Here is a 21,855-nt window from a genome sequence, read left to right as displayed (position 1 = left end):
CTGGGGTCCCGCGGCCCTCCACTCTCGTTCACCTCACTGTCAGTGGCTCCGCATACGGTCTGTCGCATGGTGAATCAGACACTCCCTTCGTCGTCGCTGCACGCCTTCGCGACCTGGGAGCCCGTGCTGCGGCTCATGCTGGGCGAGGACACGGAGCGGCGTGCCGGCCGGTCGGCCCGGGTGGCGGGGCGCGTGGGTCGGTACGGCTGGAGTCTTGCCCATCGGGGGAGCACGTCGGCGACGGCGCGGGCCGCGGTGCAGGAGATACAGCGGGGGCTCGCGCGCGGCGGCGTCGAGGAGGTCGCGTTCCGGGCGGAGGTCCGGCCGGACGGGGGGACCACGCTCGGGCTGGTCTGGCCGAGTCCGGTCGTGGAACCGGCTGTGGGCTACCCGGACCTGGGGGTCCTTGTCCTGGTCGACGGCGCTGTTCCCGAGCCCTGGCTCCGCCGTCCCGATCCGGTGCCCGGGGCGGTGCCGGCGCCGTCGGCGGATCCGGAGTTGTTGGAGCGGACGCTGCGCGAACGGCTGCCCGATGCCGTCGGCGTGACGGAGGAGGAGATCGCCGCCGCCGAGACGCGCCTCGGGCTCACACTGCCCGAGGAGCTCAAGGTGCTCTACCGGGTGGCGCGGGTGGAGTGGGGCGACGACTTCGACGGGGCGGTCGGCGCGGGTGCGGCGGTCGGCTGCGAACTCTCCGGCCTGCACGAACTGGACATCGTCGACGCGGCGGTCCGGAACCCGGGTTGGGACCTCGGCGCGACGACAGCGGTCCGCACCACACCCGACGCCGCGGTGCAGGCTCTGGCCGGATCACCGGGCTGGATCGGCTTCGGCAGCAACGGCGGCGACACGTTCGCGATCGACCTGACACCCGGCCCCGGCGGACATCTCGGGCAGGTCGTCCTGGTCGACCACGAGCAGAGCCTCGGCGCCGAACTCGTCGCCGACTCCCTCACCGACTTCGTGCTGGGCCGGCTGCGGGAGGAAGGTCCTGGCAGCCGCGGGGACCAGTGGCCGGCCGTGGCCAGGGTCGGCACCGGGGGTCTGGAGACCGTCGAGGCCGCCGCCCATCCCGCCCTGGAGGTCCTGACCGTCGAGGCCCCGGACGGCGACGGAGCGCCGTTCCGTCTCGCGCCCCTCGCCGGGCTGCCCCGCCTGCGCACGCTGACCGCCTCGCCCGGCGCGCTGGCCGACCCCCTAGAGGTCTCCGGCCTCACCGGTCTTGAGTTCCTGGAACTCGGCGCGCGGGAATGGCGCGCCCTCCTGGACGCCGGAGCCGTCCCGCGCGGCCTGAAGGCTGCCGCCGTCGACGTGCGGGACCAGGACCACCTGCCGGTCGTGGACCTCGCCAACGAGATCCTGGCGCTCCGGAACCGGCCCCGGATCACGCAGACGCTCCTCGACGGCGACCTGGGCCCCGCGGCCTGACCGTATGCACGGAGTCCCGCGCGCAATCAAGGAGGTCAAGGTCACAGTTGATCGGCGTACTGCTCCTTTGTGCATCTGGCTAGCATCCGGACATGACTGTGCTGCCTGACGACGGCCTTTCGCTGGCCGCCGACTTCCCCGCAGCGACCCATGCGCAGTGGCAGCGCCTCGTGGCGGGCGTGCTGAGCAGGTCGGGCAGGGACGTCCCCGAGAGCGACGCCGAAGAGGCGCTGGCGAGCGCCCTGGAGGACGGGCTGAGTGCCCGGCCGCTGTACACGGCCGGGGACGCGGCGCCGGACGCCGGACTGCCCGGATTCGCCCCGTTCGTACGGGCGGGGCGCGCCGAGGGCAACACCGCCGGCGGCTGGGACGTGCGGCAGCGGCACGCCGTGGCCGACGCCGAGGCGGTGCTCACGGACCTGGAGAACGGCGTCACGTCGCTGTGGCTGGCCGTCGGCGCCGGCGGGATCCCCGTCGCCGACCTCGACCGAGCGCTGCAGGGCGTGTACCTGGACCTGGCGCCGGTCGTCCTGGACGCCGGAGCCGACACCGCCGCCGCGGCCGCGGAGCTGTTCGGCCTCTACGAGCGGCGCGGGGTGGCCCCCGAGACCGCCCGGGGCAACCTCGGCGCCGACCCGCTCGGCACCGAGGCGCGGACCGGCTCGGCGTACGACGGCGACACGTTCGCCGCCACGGTCGCGCTGGCCCGGCTGAGCGCCGAGTCGTACCCGGGGCTGCGCGCCCTGACCGTGGACGCCCTGCCGTACCACGAGGCCGGCGGCTCGGCCGCGCAGGAGCTTGGCTGCTCGCTCGCCACCGGTGTGGCATACCTCCGGGCGCTCACCGACGGCGGACTGACCGTCGAGCAGGCCCTGGGGCAGCTGGAGTTCCGGTACGCGGCCACCGCCGACCAGTTCCTGACGATCGCCAAGCTGCGCGCCGCGCGCCGGCTGTGGGCGCGGGTCGCCGAGGCCTGCGGCGCTCCGGCGGCCGGGGCGCAGCTGCAGCACGCGGTGACCTCGCCCGTCATGATGACGGCCCGGGACCCGTGGGTGAACATGCTGCGGACCACGGTCGCCACGCTGGCCGCCGGGGTCGGCGGCGCCGAGTCCGTCACCGTCCACCCCTTCGACCACGCGCTCGGCCTGCCGGACGCCTTCGCGCGCCGGATCGCCCGCAACACCTCCACGATCCTCGTCGAGGAGTCGCACCTCGCGCGGGTGATCGACCCGGCAGGCGGCTCCTGGTACGTGGAGCGGATGACCGACGAACTCGCCCACGCCTCCTGGGAGTTCTTCCAGGAGATCGAGCGCTCGGGCGGCCAGGCGGCCGCGCTGCGCTCGGGCCGGCTCGGCGAGCGGCTCGCCGCGACCTGGGAGGCGCGCACCAGGCAGCTCGCCAAGCGCCGCGAACCCGTTACCGGCGTCAGCGAGTTCCCGCACCTCGGCGAGAAGCCGGTGGTCCGCGCACCCGCCCCCGCCGCGCCGACGGGCGGTCTCCCCCGCGTCCGCCGCGACGAGGCGTACGAGGCGCTGCGCGCCCGCTCCGACGCCCATCTCGCCGCGACCGGCGCCCGCCCGCGCGTCTACCTCGCCGCGCTCGGCTCCGCCGCCGCGCACACCGCCCGGCTCACCTTCGCCGCCAACCTCTTCCAGGCGGGCGGCATCGAGCCCGTCACCGAGGGCTCCTTCGCGGACAGCGGCGCCACCGAGGCGTGCCTGTGCTCCAGCGACGCCCTGTACGAGGAGCGCGCCGAGGCCGAGGCCGCCGCGCTGCGTGCCGCCGGGGCCGGGCACGTGTCGCTGGCCGGCCGCCCGGCCTCGTACGCCGGTGTCGACTCGTACGTCTTCGCGGGGTGCGACGCCGTCGCCGTCCTCTCCGCCGCCCTCGACCGCATGGGAGTGTCGTGATGGGAATCCCCGACTTCACCGGGATCGGCCTCGGGTCCCCGTCCGCGGCGGGCAGCGCCGAGGAGTGGCGGGCCGCCCTCAAGCGGGCGTCCGACGGGGCCGACCTGACGTGGGAGACGCCCGAGGGCATCCCGGTCAAGCCGCTCTACACCGGCCGTGACCTGGAGGGCCTGGACTTCCTCGGGACGTACCCGGGCGTCGCGCCGTTCCTGCGCGGCCCGTACCCGACGATGTACGTCAACCAGCCGTGGACGATCCGGCAGTACGCGGGCTTCTCCACCGCCGAGGAGTCCAACGCCTTCTACCGGCGCAACCTGGCGGCGGGCCAGAAGGGCCTGTCGGTCGCCTTCGACCTGCCGACACACCGCGGTTACGACAGCGACCACCCGCGGGTCACGGGCGACGTCGGCATGGCGGGCGTGGCGATCGACTCGATCTACGACATGCGCCAGCTCTTCGACGGCATCCCGCTGGACAGGATGTCGGTGTCGATGACGATGAACGGCGCGGTGCTGCCCGTGCTCGCGCTCTACATCGTGGCGGCGGAGGAGCAGGGCGTCTCCGCCGACAAGCTGGCCGGGACCATCCAGAACGACATCCTCAAGGAGTTCATGGTCCGCAACACCTACATCTACCCGCCGAAGCCGTCGATGCGGATCATCTCCGACATCTTCGCCTTCACCTCGCGGAACATGCCCCGCTACAACTCGATCTCCATCTCCGGCTACCACATCCAGGAGGCCGGCGCGACGGCCGACCTGGAGCTGGCGTACACCCTCGCCGACGGTGTCGAGTACCTGCGGGCAGGGCGCGAAGCGGGCCTGGACGTCGACGCGTTCGCGCCGCGCCTGTCGTTCTTCTGGGCGATCGGCATGAACTTCTTCATGGAGATCGCCAAGCTGCGGGCGGCCCGGCTGCTCTGGGCGAAGCTGGTCAGGCAGTTCGACCCGAAGAACCCCAAGTCGCTCTCGCTTCGTACCCATTCGCAGACCTCCGGCTGGTCGCTCACCGCCCAGGACGTCTTCAACAACGTCACCCGCACCTGCGTGGAGGCGATGGCGGCCACCCAGGGCCACACCCAGTCGCTGCACACCAACGCCCTCGACGAGGCGCTCGCCCTGCCGACGGACTTCTCCGCGCGCATCGCCCGCAACACCCAGCTGCTCATCCAGCAGGAGTCGGGCACGACCCGGACCATCGACCCGTGGGGCGGCAGCGCGTACGTGGAGCGGCTCACGTACGACCTGGCGCGCCGGGCCTGGCAGCACATCCAGGAGGTCGAGGCGGCCGGCGGCATGGCGCAGGCCATCGACGCGGGCATCCCGAAGCTGCGCGTCGAGGAGGCCGCGGCCCGCACCCAGGCCCGTATCGACTCGGGCCGGCAGCCGGTGATCGGCGTGAACAAGTACCGCGTCGACGGCGACGAGCAGATCGAGGTGCTCAAGGTCGACAACTCCTCCGTGCGCGCCCAGCAGGTCGACAAGCTGCGCCGGCTGCGCGCCGAGCGCGACGAGCGCGCCTGCCAGGACGCGCTCGACGACCTCACCCGGGCCGCCGGCGGCGAGGGCAACCTGCTCGAACTGGCCGTGCGCGCGGCCCGCGCGAAGGCCACGGTCGGCGAGATCTCGGACGCCCTGGAGAAGGTGTACGGGCGGCACTCGGCGCAGATCCGTACGATCTCCGGCGTGTACCGGAACGAGACAGGCGCGTCCCCGAACGTGGACGACACGCGGGCCCTGGTGGACGCCTTCGAGGAGGCCGAGGGCCGGCGGCCCCGCATCCTGGTCGCCAAGATGGGCCAGGACGGGCACGACCGCGGCCAGAAGGTGGTCGCGACAGCCTTCGCCGACCTGGGCTTCGACGTCGACGTCGGCCCGCTCTTCCAGACGCCGGCCGAGGTGGCCCGGCAGGCCGTCGAGGCGGACGTCCACATCGTGGGCGTCAACTCCCTCGCGGCCGGCCACCTCACGCTCGTCCCCGCGCTGCGGGACGAGCTGGCCGCGGAGGGCCGGGAGGACATCATGATCGTGGTCGGCGGGGTCGTCCCGCCCCAGGACGTGCCGGTCCTCCTGGAAATGGGCGCCGCCGCGGTCTTCCCGCCCGGCACGGTCATCCCGGACGCGGCCGCGGACCTGGTGCGCCGGCTCGCGGCCGGCCTGGGGCACGACGCCTGATCCCATGGCCATCGACATCGACACGTACGAACAGGGTGTACGGGACGGCAGGCGCGCCCTCGTGGCGCGCGCCATCACCCTCGTGGAGTCCACCCGGCCCCAGCACCGGGTGCTCGCCCAGGAGTTGCTGACCCGGCTGCTGCCGTACGGCGGCCGGGCCCGGCGGATCGGGATCAGCGGCGTGCCCGGCGTCGGCAAGTCGACCTTCATCGACGCCTTCGGCACCATGCTCACCGGCCTCGGGCACCGGGTCGCGGTCCTCGCCGTCGACCCGTCCTCCACCCGCACCGGTGGCTCGATCCTCGGCGACAAGACGCGGATGGAACGGCTCGCGGTGGATCCGGCCGCCTTCGTGCGGCCCTCGCCCAGCGCCGGCACGCTCGGCGGCGTCGCCAAGGCGACCCGCGAGTCCATCGTGGTGATGGAGGCCGCCGGGTACGACGTGATCCTCGTCGAGACGGTCGGCGTCGGGCAGTCGGAGACGGCCGTGGCCGACATGGTCGACACCTTCCTGCTGCTCACGCTCGCCCGCACCGGCGACCAGCTGCAGGGCATCAAGAAGGGTGTCCTGGAGCTCGCGGACGTGGTCGCCGTGAACAAGGCGGACGGCGCGCACGCGCCGGAGGCCCGGGCCGCCGCCCGCGAACTGGCGGGCGCGCTGCGGCTGATGCACGGCCGGGACGCCGTCTGGACGCCTCCGGTGCTCAGTTGCAGCGCCCGCGAGTCGACCGGGCTCGACGAGGTGTGGGCGCGGCTCGAACAGCACCGTACGCTGCTCGACGCGACCGGCCGGCTCGCCGCCCGGCGCCGGGAGCAGCAGGTCGACTGGACCTGGCAGATGGTCCGCGACGAGCTGCTCGCGCGGCTCCACGCCGATCCGGCCGTACGGGCGCTCACGCCGGAGGTGGAGCGGCAGGTGCGGGACGGGGAGCTGACGGCGACGCTCGCGGCGGAGCGGATCCTGGGGGCGTTCGGGGACGGGCGGCCATAGCCCGGTGCGAGCGCGACAACACGAAGGGCGAGAACGGTCCACCGTTCCTCGCCCTTCTTAACGTATAGCGCATGGGGGGCCTTGCCGCAAGGCCCCCCTCGTGGCTCAGAATCAACCACCATGACCGCCCTCACCAGCGTTTTCGCCCTGTCCGACGACCTCTCCGCCAAGAACGACCCGGCTCTGATCGCCGCCGACGAGAAGCACTTCGCCGCCGTGGCGGAGAGCCTGGAGCAGGCCGTCGCCGAGCTGTCCGAGCAGCTCGACGTCCTGCGCCGGGCGCCCGGCGGCAGCGGCCGGGAGGCGCTGGAGCGGGACCAGGAGATCCACCGCGTCTCCGCCCGGCTGCGCACCCTGCGCCGCTTCGGCCTGGACCTGTGTCTCGGGCGCGTGGTCGGCGCGGACGGCGGCGAGCCCGTCTACATCGGCCGGCTCGGGCTCACCGACAGCACCGGGCGCCGGCTGCTGCTCGACTGGCGCGCGCCGGCCGCCGAGCCGTTCTTCGCCGCCACCCACGCCCGGCCGTCGGGCCTGGCCAGCCGCCGCCGCTACCGCTGGACCCGCGGGCGGATCACCGACTACTGGGACGAGGTGTTCACCGCCGAGGGCCTCGAAGGGCATGCCGCGCTCGACGACCAGTCGGCCTTCATCGCGAGCCTCGGCGGGAACCGCTCGGCGAAGATGCGGGACGTGCTCGCGACCATCCAGTCCGACCAGGACGCGATCATCCGGGCCGGCTCGCGCGGCGCCCTGGTCGTCGACGGCGGCCCCGGCACGGGCAAGACGGTGGTCGCGCTGCACCGCTCGGCGTATCTGCTCTACTCCGACCCGCGGCTCGGCCACCGGCGCGGCGGCGTGCTGTTCGTCGGCCCGCACCAGCCCTATCTGGACTACGTCTCCGACGTCCTGCCGAGCCTCGGCGAGGAGGGCGTGCGGACCTGCACGGTGCGCGACCTCGTACCGGAGGGCGCGGACGCGGTACCGGAGAGCGACCCGGACGTGGCCCGGCTGAAGGCGGACGCGCGCATGGTGCACGCGATCGAGGTGGGCGTGCGGTTCTACGAGGAGCCGCCGACCGAGACGATCACGGTCAGCACCCCGTGGTCCGATGTGCGGGTGACCGCCGACGACTGGGCCGAGGCGTTCGGGGCGCCGGAGCCGGGCACCCCGCACAACGAGGCGCGCGAGCGGATCTGGGAGGAGCTGGGCACGATCCTGCTCGACAAGATCGGCCTCGCCGGGCCCGACGTGGAGGTGCCGGAGGCACTGTTCCGCAGGGCGCTGCGCGCCGACCGCGAGCTGGCCGGCACCCTGCATGCCGCGTGGCCGGTCCTCGATCCGCGCGACCTGGTCGGCGACCTGTGGTCCGTACCCGCGTATCTGCGGCTGTGCGCGCCGTGGCTCGGCCCCGACGCCGTACGGAAGCTGCAGCGCGCGGAGCCGCACGCCTGGACGGTGTCCGACCTGCCGCTCCTGGACGCGGCGCGGCAGCGGCTCGGCGACCCGGAGGCGGGACTGCGGCAGCGCCGGCGGGCGGCGGCCCTGGCCGCGCAGCGCGAGCAGATGGCGAAGGTCGTCGACAACCTGATCCAGGCCGTGTCCTCCTCCGGTGCCGACGGTGACGACGGCGAGGGCCTGGTGACCATGCTGCGCGGGGAGGACGCGAAGGTCAGCCTGGTCGACGACTCCGAACTGCCGGACGCCGAACGCGACCTGCTCGCGGGTCCGTTCGCGCACATCGTCGTCGACGAGGCGCAGGAACTCACCGACGCCGAATGGCAGATGCTGCTCCTGCGCTGCCCGTCCCGCAGCTTCACCGTCGTGGGCGACCGCGCCCAGGCCCGGCACGGCTTCACGGAGTCGTGGCGGGAGCGGCTCGACCGGGTCGGCCTCGACCGGATCGAGGTGGCCTCGCTCGGCATCAACTACCGCACGCCGGAGGAGGTCATGGCGGAGGCCGAGCCGGCCATCCGGGCCGCGCTCCCCGACGCCAACGTGCCGACCTCCGTGCGCAGCAGCGGCATCCCCGTCACGCACGGCCCAGTGTCCGACCTGGACGCGGTGCTCGACGGCTGGCTCGCGGAGCACGCCGAGGGCGTCGCGTGTGTCATCGGCGCGCCGGACTTCCGGGAGCGGGCGCGGGTCCGGTCGCTGACGCCCGAGCTGTCGAAGGGCCTGGAGTTCGACCTGGTGGTGCTCGTCGACCCGGAGCGGTTCGGCACGGGCATCGAGGGCGCGGTGGACCGGTACGTGGCGATGACTCGGGCCACGCAGCGGCTGGTCGTGCTCACCAGCGCCTGACGGCACGCGTGGTGGTGCGCGAACGGGCAGCGCTTCCTGCCCCCGGCGGCCCGGGAGGGACCTGGACGGGGCAGCGGCGGGTGGCGAGGCTGGAAGCCGGGGCCGGCCGGCCCCGGCGGTGACCACCTTCCGTTGTCCTCTGTCCTCGGGGAGCCGACGATGAGCGCCTACGAATTCGACCACGACCACGAGCACCAGCCGGAGCGCGACCACCAGTTGGAGCACGCCGACCACGAGCACCGGCACGAGCACGAACAGGAGGGCGCCGGCCCCGGAACGGCCCGGCTGTACGAGGCCGCGGCGGCCGGCCGTACGGACGTCGTCGGCGCGTCCGGGCTCGGGGCGCTCCAGCGGGCCGTGGGCAACGGGGCCGTCGGGGCGATGGTGCAGCGCAGCCGGGCGGCGGCCGGGGAGACGGAGGAGCGGGCCGACGAGCGCTCCCCCGTGCACGACGTGATCACCTCGGGCGGGCAGCCGCTCGACACGGAGACCCGCGCCGACATGGAGTCCCGGATGGGCGCCGACTTCTCCGACGTACGGATCCACACCGACTCGGCCGCCGACGCCTCCGCCAAGGGCATCGGGGCGCACGCCTACACGGTCGGCAACAACGTGGTGTTCCAGCGGGAGGCGTACGACCCGGCCTCGCCGCAGGGCCGTACGACGCTGGCGCACGAGCTGACCCATGTGATCCAGCAGCGCAGCGGCCCGGTCGAGGGCACCGAGGCGCCGGGCGGGATCCGGGTGAGCGACCCCTCGGACCGCCACGAGCGGGAGGCGGTCGCCAACGCGGACCGGGTCCTGGCCGCCCCGGCGCCCGTGGCCGAGACGGCGCCGGCCGGTGCTCCCGCGGCCCCCGCGGGCCCCTCCGTGCAGCGGGCGGCGACGGAGGACGAGGACGAGCAACCTGCGGACGTGCAGGGCTCGTTCGTGCAGCGACAGGCGGATTCGGGCGCCGAGGAGGAGGAAGAGCCGGCGCCCGGATCCTGACCGCCCGTCAGACTCGGAGTGTCACGAGGACTTGTTGCCCTGGAGGGTGCCGCCGAGGAACAGCGAGGTCGAGCACCGGTCGGGCTGCGGGGCGCCGACCGGGCGGCCGACCTTGCGGCAGTCCACGGTCAGGGTGACCGCGTCTCCGGCGGACACCAGGACCGGGGTGACGAAGTGGTAGTCGGAGTCACGGAAGTTCTCCAGGGCGAGGGTCAGGATCCGGCGGTCGCCCGCCCGGACCACGACCGTGCCCGCGTCGCCCTGCGGGTTCTGCACCACGATGTCGGTGAGCCGGAAGGTCCTGCCGTCCGCCACCGTGAGGGCCGTGCCGCTCTCGGCGCCGCCGCCGACCGCGTCCCGCACCTGGACCTGGGCGCTGGTCGGCGCCGGCGGGGCGGGCGGCTTGGCCACGGGCTTGGGCTTGGCGCTGCCCGTGACGGACGGGGTCGGTGCGGCCGAGGTGGGCGGCGCCGGGCTCGGCGCACCGTCCTTGCCGCCCGATCCGCCCGAGCCGCCCGACGCCCCGCCCCCGCCCTTGCCCGGGCTCGCGCTCGCCGTCGCGGAGGCGATGACCTCGGGCGTGATCGCCTCGCGTGCCGCCGACTTCACGGCCGGCCGCAGCAGCCCGTACCAGGCCCCCACCAGGGCGAGGACGAGCACACAGGCGAGGACGAGCGCCCGGGGAAGCCAGCGGGGCAGCAGCGGCTGCTGCTGGTAGGTGCCGTCGAGGACGACCGGGGCCGGCGGCTCCTCGCCCTCGGGGACGGCCCGGGTGACGAGCACCTGGAAGGTGTGCGTCAGGGGCGTGCCGCGCCACAGGCGCTTGGTGGACTTGACACGCAGCTCGGTGAACGCGGCCCGGCCGGGCTCGATCCGCAGCTCCTTGCGGGTGAAGGAGACCTGGGTCTGCTCGGTGGCGGCCACGGCCGAGAGGGTGGCGGTGAGGGGCGCGTTGCCGCGGTTGTCGACCGCGGCCTTGTGCCGGCCGGCCCGGGCGCCCTGCGAGCCACGGGGCACCAGCTCGGCCGTGACCTCCGCGAACGGCGACACGGCGACCCGGCCTTCGGGCACCACCGGCTCGGCGTGGCCGCTGGTCGGGACCACCCGTATGCCGAACGGCGTCTCGCCGGCGGGCACGGAGGGATCACGGGGTGGCTGGAATATGACGGTGGCTGTTTCCGAGCTTCCGGGGTAGAGGGAGAGCGTCGCCGGTTCCACCGTCGTCCAGGTGGCGCAGGCCCCGACCACCTCGAAGCGGTACTCCTCCACGGTGGAGCCGGAGTTGCGTACCTGGAGGGGCAGGCGCGTCTCCTCGCCCGGTGCGGCGGTGACGGACGCGGCGTCGAGGTGTGCCGTAAGACTCATGGGCGCACCGTAGAAGCGGCCCGCCCGTGCGGCAGCGACCGGGGAGGAACACTTTCGGGCAGATACCGTGCCCTCGCGACGATTCCGTTTCCGCCGGGGTGGGTAGGTGCATTTCCAAGCCACCTGACGACGTGTGAGGTTGACGTCTGCAGGCGTTGCCTGCGTTCTATCGCGTTCTCACTCTTGCGACCGAGTACACCGGGGCCCTCGTGACACCGGCTCGGTCTCTTTCTCCGGGGGGAGAGATCATGGAGCGGACAGCCGTGGCACTGCGGGCCCAGGACCCGATATCCCAGGCGGGGGTGACGAGTCAGCTCAGGACCAGGCCCGAGATCCTGGTGACGGACTGGGGCGCGGACGTGGATCCGAAACCCGAGGTCGTGGTGCTCGTCGTGGACGCCGTCGACGACGAACTGCTGCGACTCTTACGGCACATCAGGCGAACGAGCACCGCGCGGGCCGTGCTCGTGACGCGGGACATCGACGAGCAGAAGCTGGTGGCCGCCGCGGAGTGCGGGGTCGCCGGGGTGATCCGGCGGTCGGAGGCGACCCCGGAGCATCTGGTGCAGGTGATCGGCACGGTCGCGAAGGGCGCCGGACATCTCCCGGCCGACCTGGTGGGACGCCTCCTGGAGGAGGTCGGCCGGCTCCAGGGCCAGGTCCTCGCGCCGCGCGGGCTGCACTTCACGGGGCTCGCGGCGCGCGAGGTGGACGTGCTGCGCCTGGTGGCGGAGGGGTACGACACGGCGGACATCGCCGCGAAGCTGTCGTACTCGGAGCGCACCATCAAGAACGTGCTGCACGCCGTGATCACCCGGCTGCAGTTGCGCAACCGCTCGCACGCGGTGGCGTACGCGATGCGGCAGGGACTCATCTGACCGAGGCCAACCCGCCTCGCACACTTGCCCGTTGGGGCAGTCCTTCCTTCCCCGGCAGGGGACGCGGGGGCCGTGACATCCGGAGCGTGCGGGTGGATCCTCGCGTGGTCGCAAGGGTCGTCGTGGGCGAGGCGTAGGGAGCTGCACTGTGCGCTGGTCACCGCCGTTCCGGTGGAACGGGGAACCGCGGCGGGGGCGGATCGTCGCCCTCGCGCTGCTGCTGGTCGCCGCCGGGACGGCCGGCACCGTGCCGGCGCTCCGCCCGGCCGAGGACGGTCCGGCCGGTCCGGTGACGCCGGCCGTCGTCACCGCGGAGCTCGCCCCGGGCCAGTCGCTGCCCGTGGCCAAACAGGTGCTCACCCCGCCCGTGCCGCCCATGCCCGAGGTGGTGCTCCTGGTGGACGGCACCGGAAGCATGGGCGACGCCATCCAGGACGTACGCGGCGGCCTGCCCCAGATCGTCCAGAGAGTCCGCGACTCCCAGCCGGACGCCAGGTTCGCCGTGGCGACCTACGGCGACCAGCTGGGCGACCCGCCGAACGCCGGTTTCCGCGTGACGGCCGCGCTCACCCAGAACGACAACGAGATCCAGGCCGGGGTGAACGCCCTCGACGACAAGATGGGCGGCGGCCCCGGCCCGACCGAGGACTTCATCAACGGACTGTGGAACGTCTCCCAGGGCGCCGACGGCCAGACCGTGTTCCGCGAGAACTCCAGCCCCGTCATCGTCCTCGTCGGCGACGCCTCCAGCCACAACCCCAGCAACGGGCACACCCTCGAGGACACGATCGCCGCGCTGCAGGAGAAGAACGTCCGCGTGGTCGGCGTCGACGTCGACACGAAGATCGGCGACGGCCTCGACGGCACCGGGGACGCGGGCGACCCGGGCTACCAGGACCACACGACTCCCGACAACGCCACCCGCATCATCCAGGCCACCGGCGGCACCAAGCTCTCCGGGATCGTGCCCGACCAGGTCGCCGAGGCCGTCGTCCGCGGCCTCACCAACCTGCCCACCAGCGTGGGCCACCAGCTCACCGCCTGCGACCCGGGGCTGACCGTCGCGCTCGACCCGCCGGTGCGGGACGTGGTCAGCGGGCAGGTCGCCGACTTCGCCGAGACGATCACCGTCCACCCGGACGCGCCGCAGGGCCGGACGCTGACCTGCACGGTCGAGTTCCTGCTCGGCACCCGGCCACCGAACTCGCCGAACCTCGGCCCCGCGGCCGCCGCCGACCCGGCGTACACGGAATCCATCTCGATCACCGTGAAGGACGTGACCGCGCCGGTCGTCACCGTCGACGACCGCACGGCCCGCGCGATCTCCGCCTCCGGCACCCGCATCGACTACACGGCCACCGCCGTCGACGCCCAGGACGGCCCGCTCACGCCGCAGTGCACCCCGGCCTCCGGATCGCTGTTCCCGGTCGGCGAGACCACGGTCACCTGCACCGCGACCGACAAGGCGGGCAACACCGGGACCGACACCGCGGTCTTCCGGGTGCTGCCGCCGCCGGTGCCGCCGTCGGCGGACCTCGCCGTCACCCTGAGCCTCGCCCCGGCCCGTACGTACACGGGCCGCGCCACCGTCGCCACGTACACGCTCACCAACGCCGGCCCCGACCCGGCCCGTGGCGTGGTCCTCGACACCACGTGGCCGGAGTCTCCGGGCCGCCTGCTCGGTGCCGTCGGCCGCTGCACCGCCGCCGCGCCCTGCTCGATCCCGCCCAGCGGACGGCTCACGGTGACGCAGACGGCGACGTACGGCTCCGCGCTGACCGGCGACGTACGGGGCAGGGTGCGCGGGGCGCTGCTCGACCCGAGGTACGGCAACAACGCGGCCAGGGCCCGACTGCAGGTGCTCCAGCCACGGCTCGACGTCACCCCGCGCGTCCTCCGGCCCGGCGAGACCGTCGTGGTGCGGGGCGCGGACTACCCGCCGGGCGAGACCGCCCGCCTGGTGTGGTCGGTGGGTCTCACGGCGGACACCTCTCCGGTACGGATCGACCCCGACGGCACCTTCGAGGCGCAGGTGCTCGTACTGCGCAGGGACCGGCTCGGGCCGCGGGAGCTGTGGGCGGAGGTGCCGCGGCTGCCGCGCCTGGAGGCCCCGGTACTCGTCGTCCAACACGCCCTGCAGCCACCGGACTTCGCGGAGCGGGGGTGACGGTCCGGTGATCCACGAGGTCGACGACGTGCTGCGGTCGCTGATCCGCGCCGAGGTCCTGGGCGGCGGTCAGGTGGCGGTGGTCTTCGACGCGCCCACCCGCGAGTGGGCGGCGAAGGTCAACGCGCCGATGGTCAACCTGTACCTGTACGACATCCGCGAGGACATGAAGCGCCGCTCGCGCGGCCTGCACAACGAGTACGACGAGCGAGGCACGGTGGTGGCCCGGCACCGCCCGCCGCGCTTCTTCAAGCTCTCGTACCTGATCACCGCCTGGACCAAGCGCCCGGAGGACGAACACCGGCTGCTCTCCTCCCTGTTGGCGTGCCTGCTGCGCTATGACGCGCTGCCGCCGGCCCGGTTGACCGGCACCCTGGAGGAGATCGGCGCGCCCGTACCCATGTCGATCGCGCTGCCGCCGCCGGAGGACCGGTCCTTCGCGGACGTGTGGAGCGCGCTGGGCGGGGAGCTGAAGCCCTCGCTCGACCTGGTGGTGAGCGTGCCGCTGACGGCGTCGCCGCGGTACGAGGCGGGCCCGCCGGTCGGCGACGGCGGCATGGACGTACGGGTCGGCGAGAAACCTCGTGGAGGAACGGCGGAGTGACGGCAGAACTACTGGCCCGCGCACAGGAGTTGGAGCTGCGGATCCGCCGCGCGGTGGAGGCGCGCCGGGCGGTGGACCCGGATCCCGACGACGCGTTCCGGGGCCTGTATCTGACGGAGGAGGCGGTGGAGCGGCTGCTCGCGGGACCGCGCGTGCTGCCGGCGGAGCCGCCGCTGCCGCCGCCGTCTGAGGGCCTGCTGGCACGGCTGGCCGAGGAGTTCGGCCTGACGCCCCTGGACGTCGACATCCTCCTGATCGCCCTGCTGCCGGACCTGGACGACCGTTTCGAATCGTTCTACGGCTATCTGAACGACGACGTGACGCGGCGGCGGCCGTCGACCGGGCTCGCGCTCGGGCTGTGCGGGGTGCCGGCGGCGGACCGGGAGGCGCGGGCCCGGCTCGGGGCGCGGGCGCCGCTGCGGGCGGGCGGACTGCTGCTCATGGAGGACCTGGACCGGCCGTTCCTGAGCCGCGCGCTGCGGGTGCCGGACCGGGTGACGGCGCACCTCCTCGGCGACGACACCCCTGACCCGCGGCTCGCGGAGCACGTGGCGCCGCTGGAACCTTTACGGGGAGTGGGCGACCCTGCCGCCCTGGCGCGGGTCCTCGGCGACGGTGTCCGGCTGGTCTACCTCCAGGAGGACCAGGGAGGCGGGGCGGGCACGGCCCTGGCCGCCTCCGCGCTCACGGCGGCCGGACGGCGGACCCTCGGAGTCGACCTGGCCCGGCTCGCGGAGGACCCGGCGCCTGCGGAGGCGATCCGGTCACTGGTGCGGGAGGCGCGGCTGACCGGGGCGGGCCTGGTGGCGGCGCCGCTGGACGCGGTGGCCCGGGAGCGGCCCGCGCTGCTGCGGGCCCTGACGGAGGCGCCCGTACCGCTGCTCCTGGTGGGCCGGATGCCGTGGGACGCCGGCTGGTCGTCCGGGCCCCCGCTGCTTGTGCGGGCCCCGCGGGTGGAGCCGGGGGCGCGGGCGGAGCTGTGGGCGCGGAGCGCGGGCGTAATGGTGCCGCTGGACGTCGAGTCCCTCCTGTCCCCCTTCCTCCTCACCCCGGAGCAGGTCGTCCGCTCGGCGAGGGCGGCCGTCCAGACAGCCCGCCTGGAGGGCGGCGAGGTCACCGCCGCGCACGTCCGCGCCGGCGCCCGCGCCCAGAACGCGGCGGGCCTGGACCGGCTGGCCCGCCGCATCGAGCCGACGGTCGGCTGGACCGACCTGGTCCTGCCGCCCGACACCTCGGCGCAACTCCGCGAACTCACCTCGCGCGCGCGTCACCGCGACCACGTCCTCGGCACCTGGTCCATGCGCCCGGGCGGCGGCCGCGGCCGCGGCGTGGCCGCGCTCTTCGCCGGCGACTCCGGCACCGGCAAGACGATGTCGGCGGAGGTCATCGCGGCGGACCTGGGGCTCGACCTGTACACGGTGGACCTGGCGACGGTGGTCGACAAGTACGTGGGCGAGACGGAGAAGAACCTCGAACGCATCTTCACGGAGGCGGCGGGCGTCAACGGCGTCCTCCTCTTCGACGAGGCGGACGCCGTCTTCGGCAAACGCTCGGAGGTGAAGGACGCCCACGACCGCTACGCGAACGTGGAGTCCGCGTATCTCCTCCAACGCATGGAGTCCTTCGACGGCCTCGCGATCCTCGCCACCAACCTCCGCGCCAACCTGGACGACGCCTTCACCCGCCGCCTGGATCTCATCGTGGACTTCCCGGTCCCCGACCCCCCTCAGCGGCTGCTGCTGTGGGACCGGTCGTTGGGCCCCCACCTGCCGAGGGGCGTCGACCTGGACCTGGAGTTCTGCGCCGAGGCGTTCGAACTGGCGGGAGGAAACATCAGGTCGATCGCGGTGACGGCGGCGTATCTGGCGGCGGAGGCGGGTGGGGCGGTGACGATGGGGATGCTGATCCATGCGGTGCAGCGGGAGTACCAGAAGCTGGGACGACTGACGCTGGAGTCGGAGTTCGGGCGGTACGCGGAGTTGCTGCAGGCAAGCGGGTAATGTCGTCCCGCCCACCTGCCATGGGAGGCGGCGCCGGCGCCTCGGGAGCGGCGGTCGGAAACCTGGGATCGGCGAGCACTCGACCGATCTCGGCTTGCCCGGGCGGCAGATGTGCACGATTTGCTCGGCGAGGATGTCGGCGGCGTAGTGGATTGTGACGCCGTTGCCGTTCAGGGCAAGGAGGGCGTCGAGGCCCGCAGGGACGCGGGCACCAGTTCGGTGATTGGCGGGGGCGTCGAGGTCGACAGTGTCAGGTGTGGTCGCCTCAGAAGTTGTTTCAGTCAGCAAGGCGCAGCCGATCCGCGTAACCTCGAGCGACCGACCAGCGCGGGCTGGAGTTGCTACCGTGATTCGGACGACACCCGGCTGAGGAGCCCGCGATGGTCACGCACGAGGAAATGGTCGATGCGTTCGGCGACGACTGGGTCATGCGGATGCCGCCCGAGGTGGCCAGGCGGCATGGCTCCGGCGAGGCGGACTGGCGCGTCCTGACCGAGGTCGGACTGCCGAAGATGTTCACTGATCTGCTGGTTTTCGGCGACATCTCGGCCGGCGAGCCGCGTACGGTGGCCTCGATCTTTTCGAGCGTCGCTGAGGAGCGGGTGAACTTCGGGGACGACCTGGTGGTCGCCAGCGGCATGGGGGGCCTCACTTGCCTGTCGGGCAACGACGGCCGTATCTATTGGTACAAGCCGGGCGACGCGAAGCGCAACGGCGCTCTGATCAACAGCACGCTCGAGCTGTTCGTCGAGACGCTGTACCAGGTCTCACTGCTCCTGGCCGACCTGCACCCCGGGGACGAGTCGGAGGTCGGCGAGTCGCTTCGGGCGCTCATCCCCAAGATCAGCGTGATCGACCCGCCGTCGCTTGAGAGCCCGGTCCAGTACTGGCAGCTGCTGCTGTTGTTCAGCCTGCGCTCGATCGCCGCGGAGTAGGGCCTACCGCGAGCCGACGTACCCATGCTCCTCCACCCACTTGTCGTGGATTTCGCTCTGCTTGGGGGAGTTGCCCATACCCTCGGTCAGCTTCGCGTCGATCCTGTTGATCTCGGCCACGATGACCTTGCCTCTGGCGTTGAGGTCGTTGAGGAACAATTCGCGGTTGTCCCGGTCAGTCTGTGACATCGCCTTCGCCTCCTCCTCAGTCAGCGGGCGGTCGGCCGCGTCCGTCGGGTTGGGGTGGCCGAGGCCGAGTGCGGCGCCGCCCAGCGGGGTGACGGTGATTCCGTGCGCCCGCAGGATCGCCAGGCCCAGTCGGCCGTGGTCGGTGGTGTTCCGGATGTAGAACCAATCGGGTCGGACGTCCTCACCCTGGACGGGGATGTCCTGCCACTGAGCCTTGCGATCGGCATAAGCCTGTCCCCGCTTCGCCGTGTGGGAGCCCGGCGACCCGGAGAATCGCATTTTCTCATCTTTGATCATCTTCGTCGTCGCCTCGCCATCCTGCTTGATCTCGGCGTCGATCTTCGCCTGGAGCTCCTGCTTGTAGTCGGCGAGCAGGAGCACCTTCTCGGGCCTGGCGAACTTCTCGAAGATCTTGGAGTAGCGCCGCATGATCTCACCCGTGAACACAGTCTCGCCCTGGTACAGCGAGCTGGTTGCGACCGTGGTCTTCACCCTCGAACTGCTCTTGGGGCTCAAGTTCCGGTCGTGGAAGTCGGCGATGAATGTCGCGCAGTTGACGCAGGGACTCTTGCTGATCTCGTAGCGCATCGACATGTTCTTGACGTCCTGGGGCGCAGCCGTGATGGCCGGGAGGTCGACCTCCCGATGGTGGAGGGTGACCTGTTCCTCGGCGTGGGCTCCCTTGGCATCGTGCACGTCGCTGTGGTCCATGAGCCGCGCGCCGCTGGCACCGAGGCGTACCTGGATGCCGTCCTTCTCTGGGACTTGGTATTTCAGGACGCCGCGCGCCCAGGTCGTGTCGTTGCGGGCGCTGCCCTGCTCTTGCTTCTTTTCCACCGTGGCGTTGAGCACGTTCTGCAGGTCGTGCTGGGCCTCGTCGCTGACCTTGAGCTGCGCCTGCAGGGCCTTCTTCTGCTGTTGCGCCTGCCAGTCGCTCTCCAGTTGCGGACCGAGCGGGAGCGCACTCTCGTCGCCCTCGGCCTCTTGCGGCGCTTTCGCGTGCAGGCCCTTCTTCACCTTGGCCGGGCTACCCGTGGCAACTACCTGGAACTCGTGCTCGGCGGTACGCTCCAGACGCAGCGAGGACAGGCCTTGCGGCTGGTACTTGCGGTAGACCTGCTCAAGGATGCCGTGCATGTCCGCACCAGACGCGCCTCCGGCGAGCCGGCGGTGTGCCTCGGTCGAGGCGGCGTCGAGGGCCTTCTCCTTCTGCTGCGGTGTGACCGGCTTGCCGTCCTGGGCGGGCTTGTCCTTGCCGAACTTGCTTTTGAGCTTCTGCCAGAGGGCCTTGCCCTTCCTCACGATGAAGTCGACCAGCTTGTCGATCGCCCTGTTCACCGGCTTCGCCACCCACTGGAACACCGACTTCACCTTGTTCGCCAGGTTGCCGATGCCCAGCAGTGAGGCCAGGAAGCCGATCAGGACCGGGATGCTGCCAGCCAGGGCCGTTTCGACCATTTTCGGGACGCCTGCCGCGCCGCCGTTCGCGATTTCGATGACCGCGTCGAGGACGGAGTTGACGAAGGCGGCGATCTGGGCGCCCTGGTTCACCACGAAGGAGACGATGTCGATGATGCCCTTGACGGCGCGGACGAAGGCGGAGGCGGGGTTGAGGAGGGAGAGGATCCAGGTGATGCCGGCGACGATGACCGTGGGGATCAGGTATTCCGTCAGTTTCGAGAGGATCGTGGACTTGAGGTCGCCGACCTCCGCCTCGATCTCCTTCACCGCGCCCGCCGGGCCCTCCTTGGCCAGGGCCTGGGCGAGGGGGAGGGAGGATTCGACGGCGGTCAGGGCCTGGTCGGGGACGCCCTTGCTGGTGATGCGGGTGCGGAGGTTGGCCCAGGTCAAACCCAGGAGGGAGGTGATCAGGGAGATGATGCCTCGGAGGTCGAAGCGCTCCGGGAGGGTGAGGCCGGCCTTGACCGCGGTGCCGAGGAGCCAGGAGACCAGGCCCTTCTTCAGGTGGTCGGCGATGTTGGTGATGAAGAGATGGAGGCCGGCGCCCACCGCCCGCACCAGGTTGCCCAGGAAGCCGATCGGGTCCTTGATGATCTTCATGATGGCCGAGGCGGCCTTCGCGAGGATGCCAAGGAGCAGGTTCTTGAGCTCGTTGATGGTCTTGATGACGCCGACGATCGCGTCCTTCGCCTTGTCGATCAGGCCCTTGTTGGCCTCCTGGAGCTTCTTGATCTCCTCGTCGACCGCGTTCAGCGCCGCTGTGTACTTGTTCGCCAGGTCCTGGACCAGTTGCTGGGACTTCTCGTTCACGGACGACTCGAGGTCGTCGAACTTTCCGGCGAAGTCCTTCGCCGCCTCCTGACCGAACTGCTTCAGGTCCCCCGGCAGCCGGTCGACCTCCGCCTTCAGCTCCGCCCGGCCCTGCGCGATCCTCGCCTTCGCGCGGCCCAGTTCGGCCCCGATCAGGTCGGCCACCGAGGAGATGACCGCCTGCATCTTGGAGACGTACAGCTTCCGGGCCTCCTGGTAGAGGTCGTTCGCCTCCTTCGGCATTCCGGCGAACTTGTCCTTGACCCACCGCGCCTTGCCGAAGAAGCCCGAATAGCGCTTGTCCTTGTACTTCTTCATCCGCGCCTTGTGGTCCGCGGTGAACGCGTCCCGCGCCGCCTTCTCCCCGGCCGTGAAGGCGTCGTCGACCTTCTTGTCGAGGCCCGTCAGCGTCGCCTCGACGTCCTTCTTCGTCGCGTCGAAGACCTTCTGCAGCTTCCCCGTGACCTCGGCGCGCTTCCGCTCGTCCTTCGACTTCGTCTCGCCCTTGCCGCCGTCCACGGCCTTCCCGGCCGCCCCCCGGGTCGCGGTGAGCGCGTTCATCGCTTGTGTGCCCGCCGCCGCCGCGCCCGCCTTCGCCGTCGTGAGCTGCGTCTGCTCGCCCGCGCGGGCCTTCCCCGGCGCCGCCGCCGAGTCCGCCTCCGCCGTCTTCTTCGCCTTCAGGGCCTGGTCGAACTCCGGCTCGTTGCCCTTGGCGAGCTGCTCCTCCGTGACCTCGGCGTCGGCCATCGCCTTGTCGTTCTCCGCCGGACCCTGCGAGAAGTCCGTGACGGCGGCGGGCTGTTTGTCCGGCACCGCGTCGGCCGCGTTCGGCGCGCCCGGGTTGGCCGGCGGCCGGTCGGGGGTCATCGGGGTGACCGGCTTGTCCTTGGCCGCGGAGGTGTCCGGCGGCGCCTTCGTCGTCGTCTCGATGTCCTTGGCGGAGGCGCTCTTGCCGTCCTTGACCTTGCCGTCGACCTCGCCCTTGACCTTCTCGGCCTTCCCCGACGACGAGAACTTGTCCGCCTCGTCGAGGTTCTTCGGCGCCTGCGCGTCGATGGCCTTGTTCACGGCCTCGATGAACGCGGCCTTGTTGAACTCGCCCGGCTTCGCCGCGTTCATCTTCTCCGCGTTCGCGGCCTTGCCCTGCGCCTCCTTGTCGTCCGGGGGCGCCACTGCCGCGTCCTGCGCCGACTTCGACTCGGTGGCGGCGGGGGCGTGGGCGGCCAGGGTCCGCTTCTTGGCGGCCACGTCGGCCCCGACCCGGCGGAACCCGGGCGCGGCCGACGGCGGCGTCTTCACGGGGGCGGTGTACCGCTGGGCGACGAGCCGCGCCACGGCCGCGTTGCCCGCCGCTCCCTGGAGCCGTTGGAGACTTCGTACACCCGAGTCGCCGGGCCGCGCGGTCCCGCGCTCCGGGCGCTGCGTCGAGGGCTGCTGCGTCGAGGGCTGCTGCGTCGAAGGCCGCTGGGTCGAAGTCTGCTGCGTCGAAGACTTCTGCATCGAGGGCTTCTTCTCCGGGACGTCCTTCATCCGTCCTCCCGGGGCCCGTGCCGACGGCGTACGCGGTGTCGTCAGCGTGCCGGGGCCGGCCGCCCCGTACCCAGGCCGTGCGTGCGGACGACCGGACCCGGCGCCTTGCACGATCGGGCAGC

At 72.3% G+C, this 21,855-nt stretch carries 12 protein-coding genes and 1 pseudogene; 11 read left to right on the top strand and 2 right to left on the bottom strand.

The window, feature by feature from the left end; genetic code table 11:
- Positions 1-66: 66 nt before the first annotated feature.
- The 6 genes from ACIRSU_RS05890 to ACIRSU_RS05865 all read left to right on the top strand — a co-directional run bounded on the left by ACIRSU_RS05890 (position 67) and on the right by ACIRSU_RS05865 (position 9,794).
- Complete coding sequence (locus ACIRSU_RS05890) at positions 67-1,428, top strand: SMI1/KNR4 family protein (protein WP_403789474.1); 1,362 nt, start codon at positions 67-69, stop codon at positions 1,426-1,428.
- A 92-nt stretch (positions 1,429-1,520) separates the two neighbouring features.
- On the top strand, positions 1,521-3,338 hold the full coding sequence (locus tag ACIRSU_RS05885; protein ID WP_403789473.1) for a methylmalonyl-CoA mutase family protein: 1,818 nt from the start codon (positions 1,521-1,523) through the stop codon (positions 3,336-3,338).
- Positions 3,338-5,512, top strand: coding sequence for a methylmalonyl-CoA mutase (scpA, locus tag ACIRSU_RS05880; RefSeq protein WP_403789472.1), 2,175 nt, complete (start codon positions 3,338-3,340; stop codon positions 5,510-5,512). Before ACIRSU_RS05885 ends, scpA begins: the two co-directional genes overlap by 1 nt.
- A gap of 4 nt (positions 5,513-5,516) precedes the next feature.
- On the top strand, positions 5,517-6,503 hold the full coding sequence (gene meaB, locus ACIRSU_RS05875; RefSeq protein ID WP_403789471.1) for a methylmalonyl Co-A mutase-associated GTPase MeaB: 987 nt from the start codon (positions 5,517-5,519) through the stop codon (positions 6,501-6,503).
- A 120-nt stretch (positions 6,504-6,623) separates the two neighbouring features.
- Entirely contained in the window at positions 6,624-8,804 is a 2,181-nt protein-coding gene (helR, locus tag ACIRSU_RS05870; RefSeq protein WP_403789470.1) for an RNA polymerase recycling motor ATPase HelR, read from the top strand.
- 159 nt (positions 8,805-8,963) lie between these two features.
- Entirely contained in the window at positions 8,964-9,794 is an 831-nt protein-coding gene (locus tag ACIRSU_RS05865; protein WP_403789469.1) for a DUF4157 domain-containing protein, read from the top strand.
- Between the two features lie 21 nt (positions 9,795-9,815).
- Here ACIRSU_RS05865 and ACIRSU_RS05860 read toward each other — a convergent pair whose 3' ends face one another.
- The gene (locus ACIRSU_RS05860; protein ID WP_403789468.1) at positions 9,816-11,159 is read right to left on the bottom strand and encodes a hypothetical protein; all 1,344 of its coding nucleotides are present in this window, start codon (positions 11,157-11,159) and stop codon (positions 9,816-9,818) included.
- A 248-nt stretch (positions 11,160-11,407) separates the two neighbouring features.
- Here ACIRSU_RS05860 and ACIRSU_RS05855 point away from each other — a divergent pair, with 248 nt between their 5' ends.
- The 5 genes and pseudogenes from ACIRSU_RS05855 (at position 11,408) to ACIRSU_RS05835 (ending at position 17,743) form a co-directional block, all read left to right on the top strand.
- Positions 11,408-12,037, top strand: coding sequence for a response regulator transcription factor (locus tag ACIRSU_RS05855; protein ID WP_403789467.1), 630 nt, complete (start codon positions 11,408-11,410; stop codon positions 12,035-12,037).
- Positions 12,038-12,185: 148 nt separating this feature from the next.
- A complete protein-coding gene (locus ACIRSU_RS05850; protein ID WP_403789466.1) occupies positions 12,186-14,204 on the top strand; it encodes a VWA domain-containing protein in 2,019 nt (672 codons plus the stop codon).
- A 7-nt stretch (positions 14,205-14,211) separates the two neighbouring features.
- A pseudogene (locus ACIRSU_RS05845) lies at positions 14,212-14,796 on the top strand (DUF4255 domain-containing protein); the annotation flags it as partial.
- A gap of 8 nt (positions 14,797-14,804) precedes the next feature.
- Positions 14,805-16,808: an AAA family ATPase gene (locus ACIRSU_RS05840; RefSeq protein WP_403789465.1), complete on the top strand. Its 2,004-nt coding sequence runs from the start codon at positions 14,805-14,807 to the stop codon at positions 16,806-16,808.
- A 380-nt stretch (positions 16,809-17,188) separates the two neighbouring features.
- Positions 17,189-17,743 carry an SUKH-4 family immunity protein gene (locus ACIRSU_RS05835; protein WP_403789464.1) on the top strand — a complete coding sequence of 185 codons (555 nt, stop codon included), beginning with the start codon at positions 17,189-17,191 and terminating at the stop codon, positions 17,741-17,743.
- A gap of 3 nt (positions 17,744-17,746) precedes the next feature.
- On the opposite strand, the gene ACIRSU_RS05830 is transcribed toward ACIRSU_RS05835, so the two are convergent.
- A complete protein-coding gene (locus ACIRSU_RS05830) occupies positions 17,747-21,733 on the bottom strand; it encodes a hypothetical protein (protein ID WP_403789463.1) in 3,987 nt (1,328 codons plus the stop codon).
- Positions 21,734-21,855: the final 122 nt, after the last annotated feature.

Source organism: Streptomyces sp. NPDC101160, assembly GCF_044768205.1.
In the GTDB taxonomy this organism is placed as follows: domain Bacteria; phylum Actinomycetota; class Actinomycetes; order Streptomycetales; family Streptomycetaceae; genus Streptomyces.
This window is presented reverse-complemented; position numbering and strand designations above follow the sequence as displayed.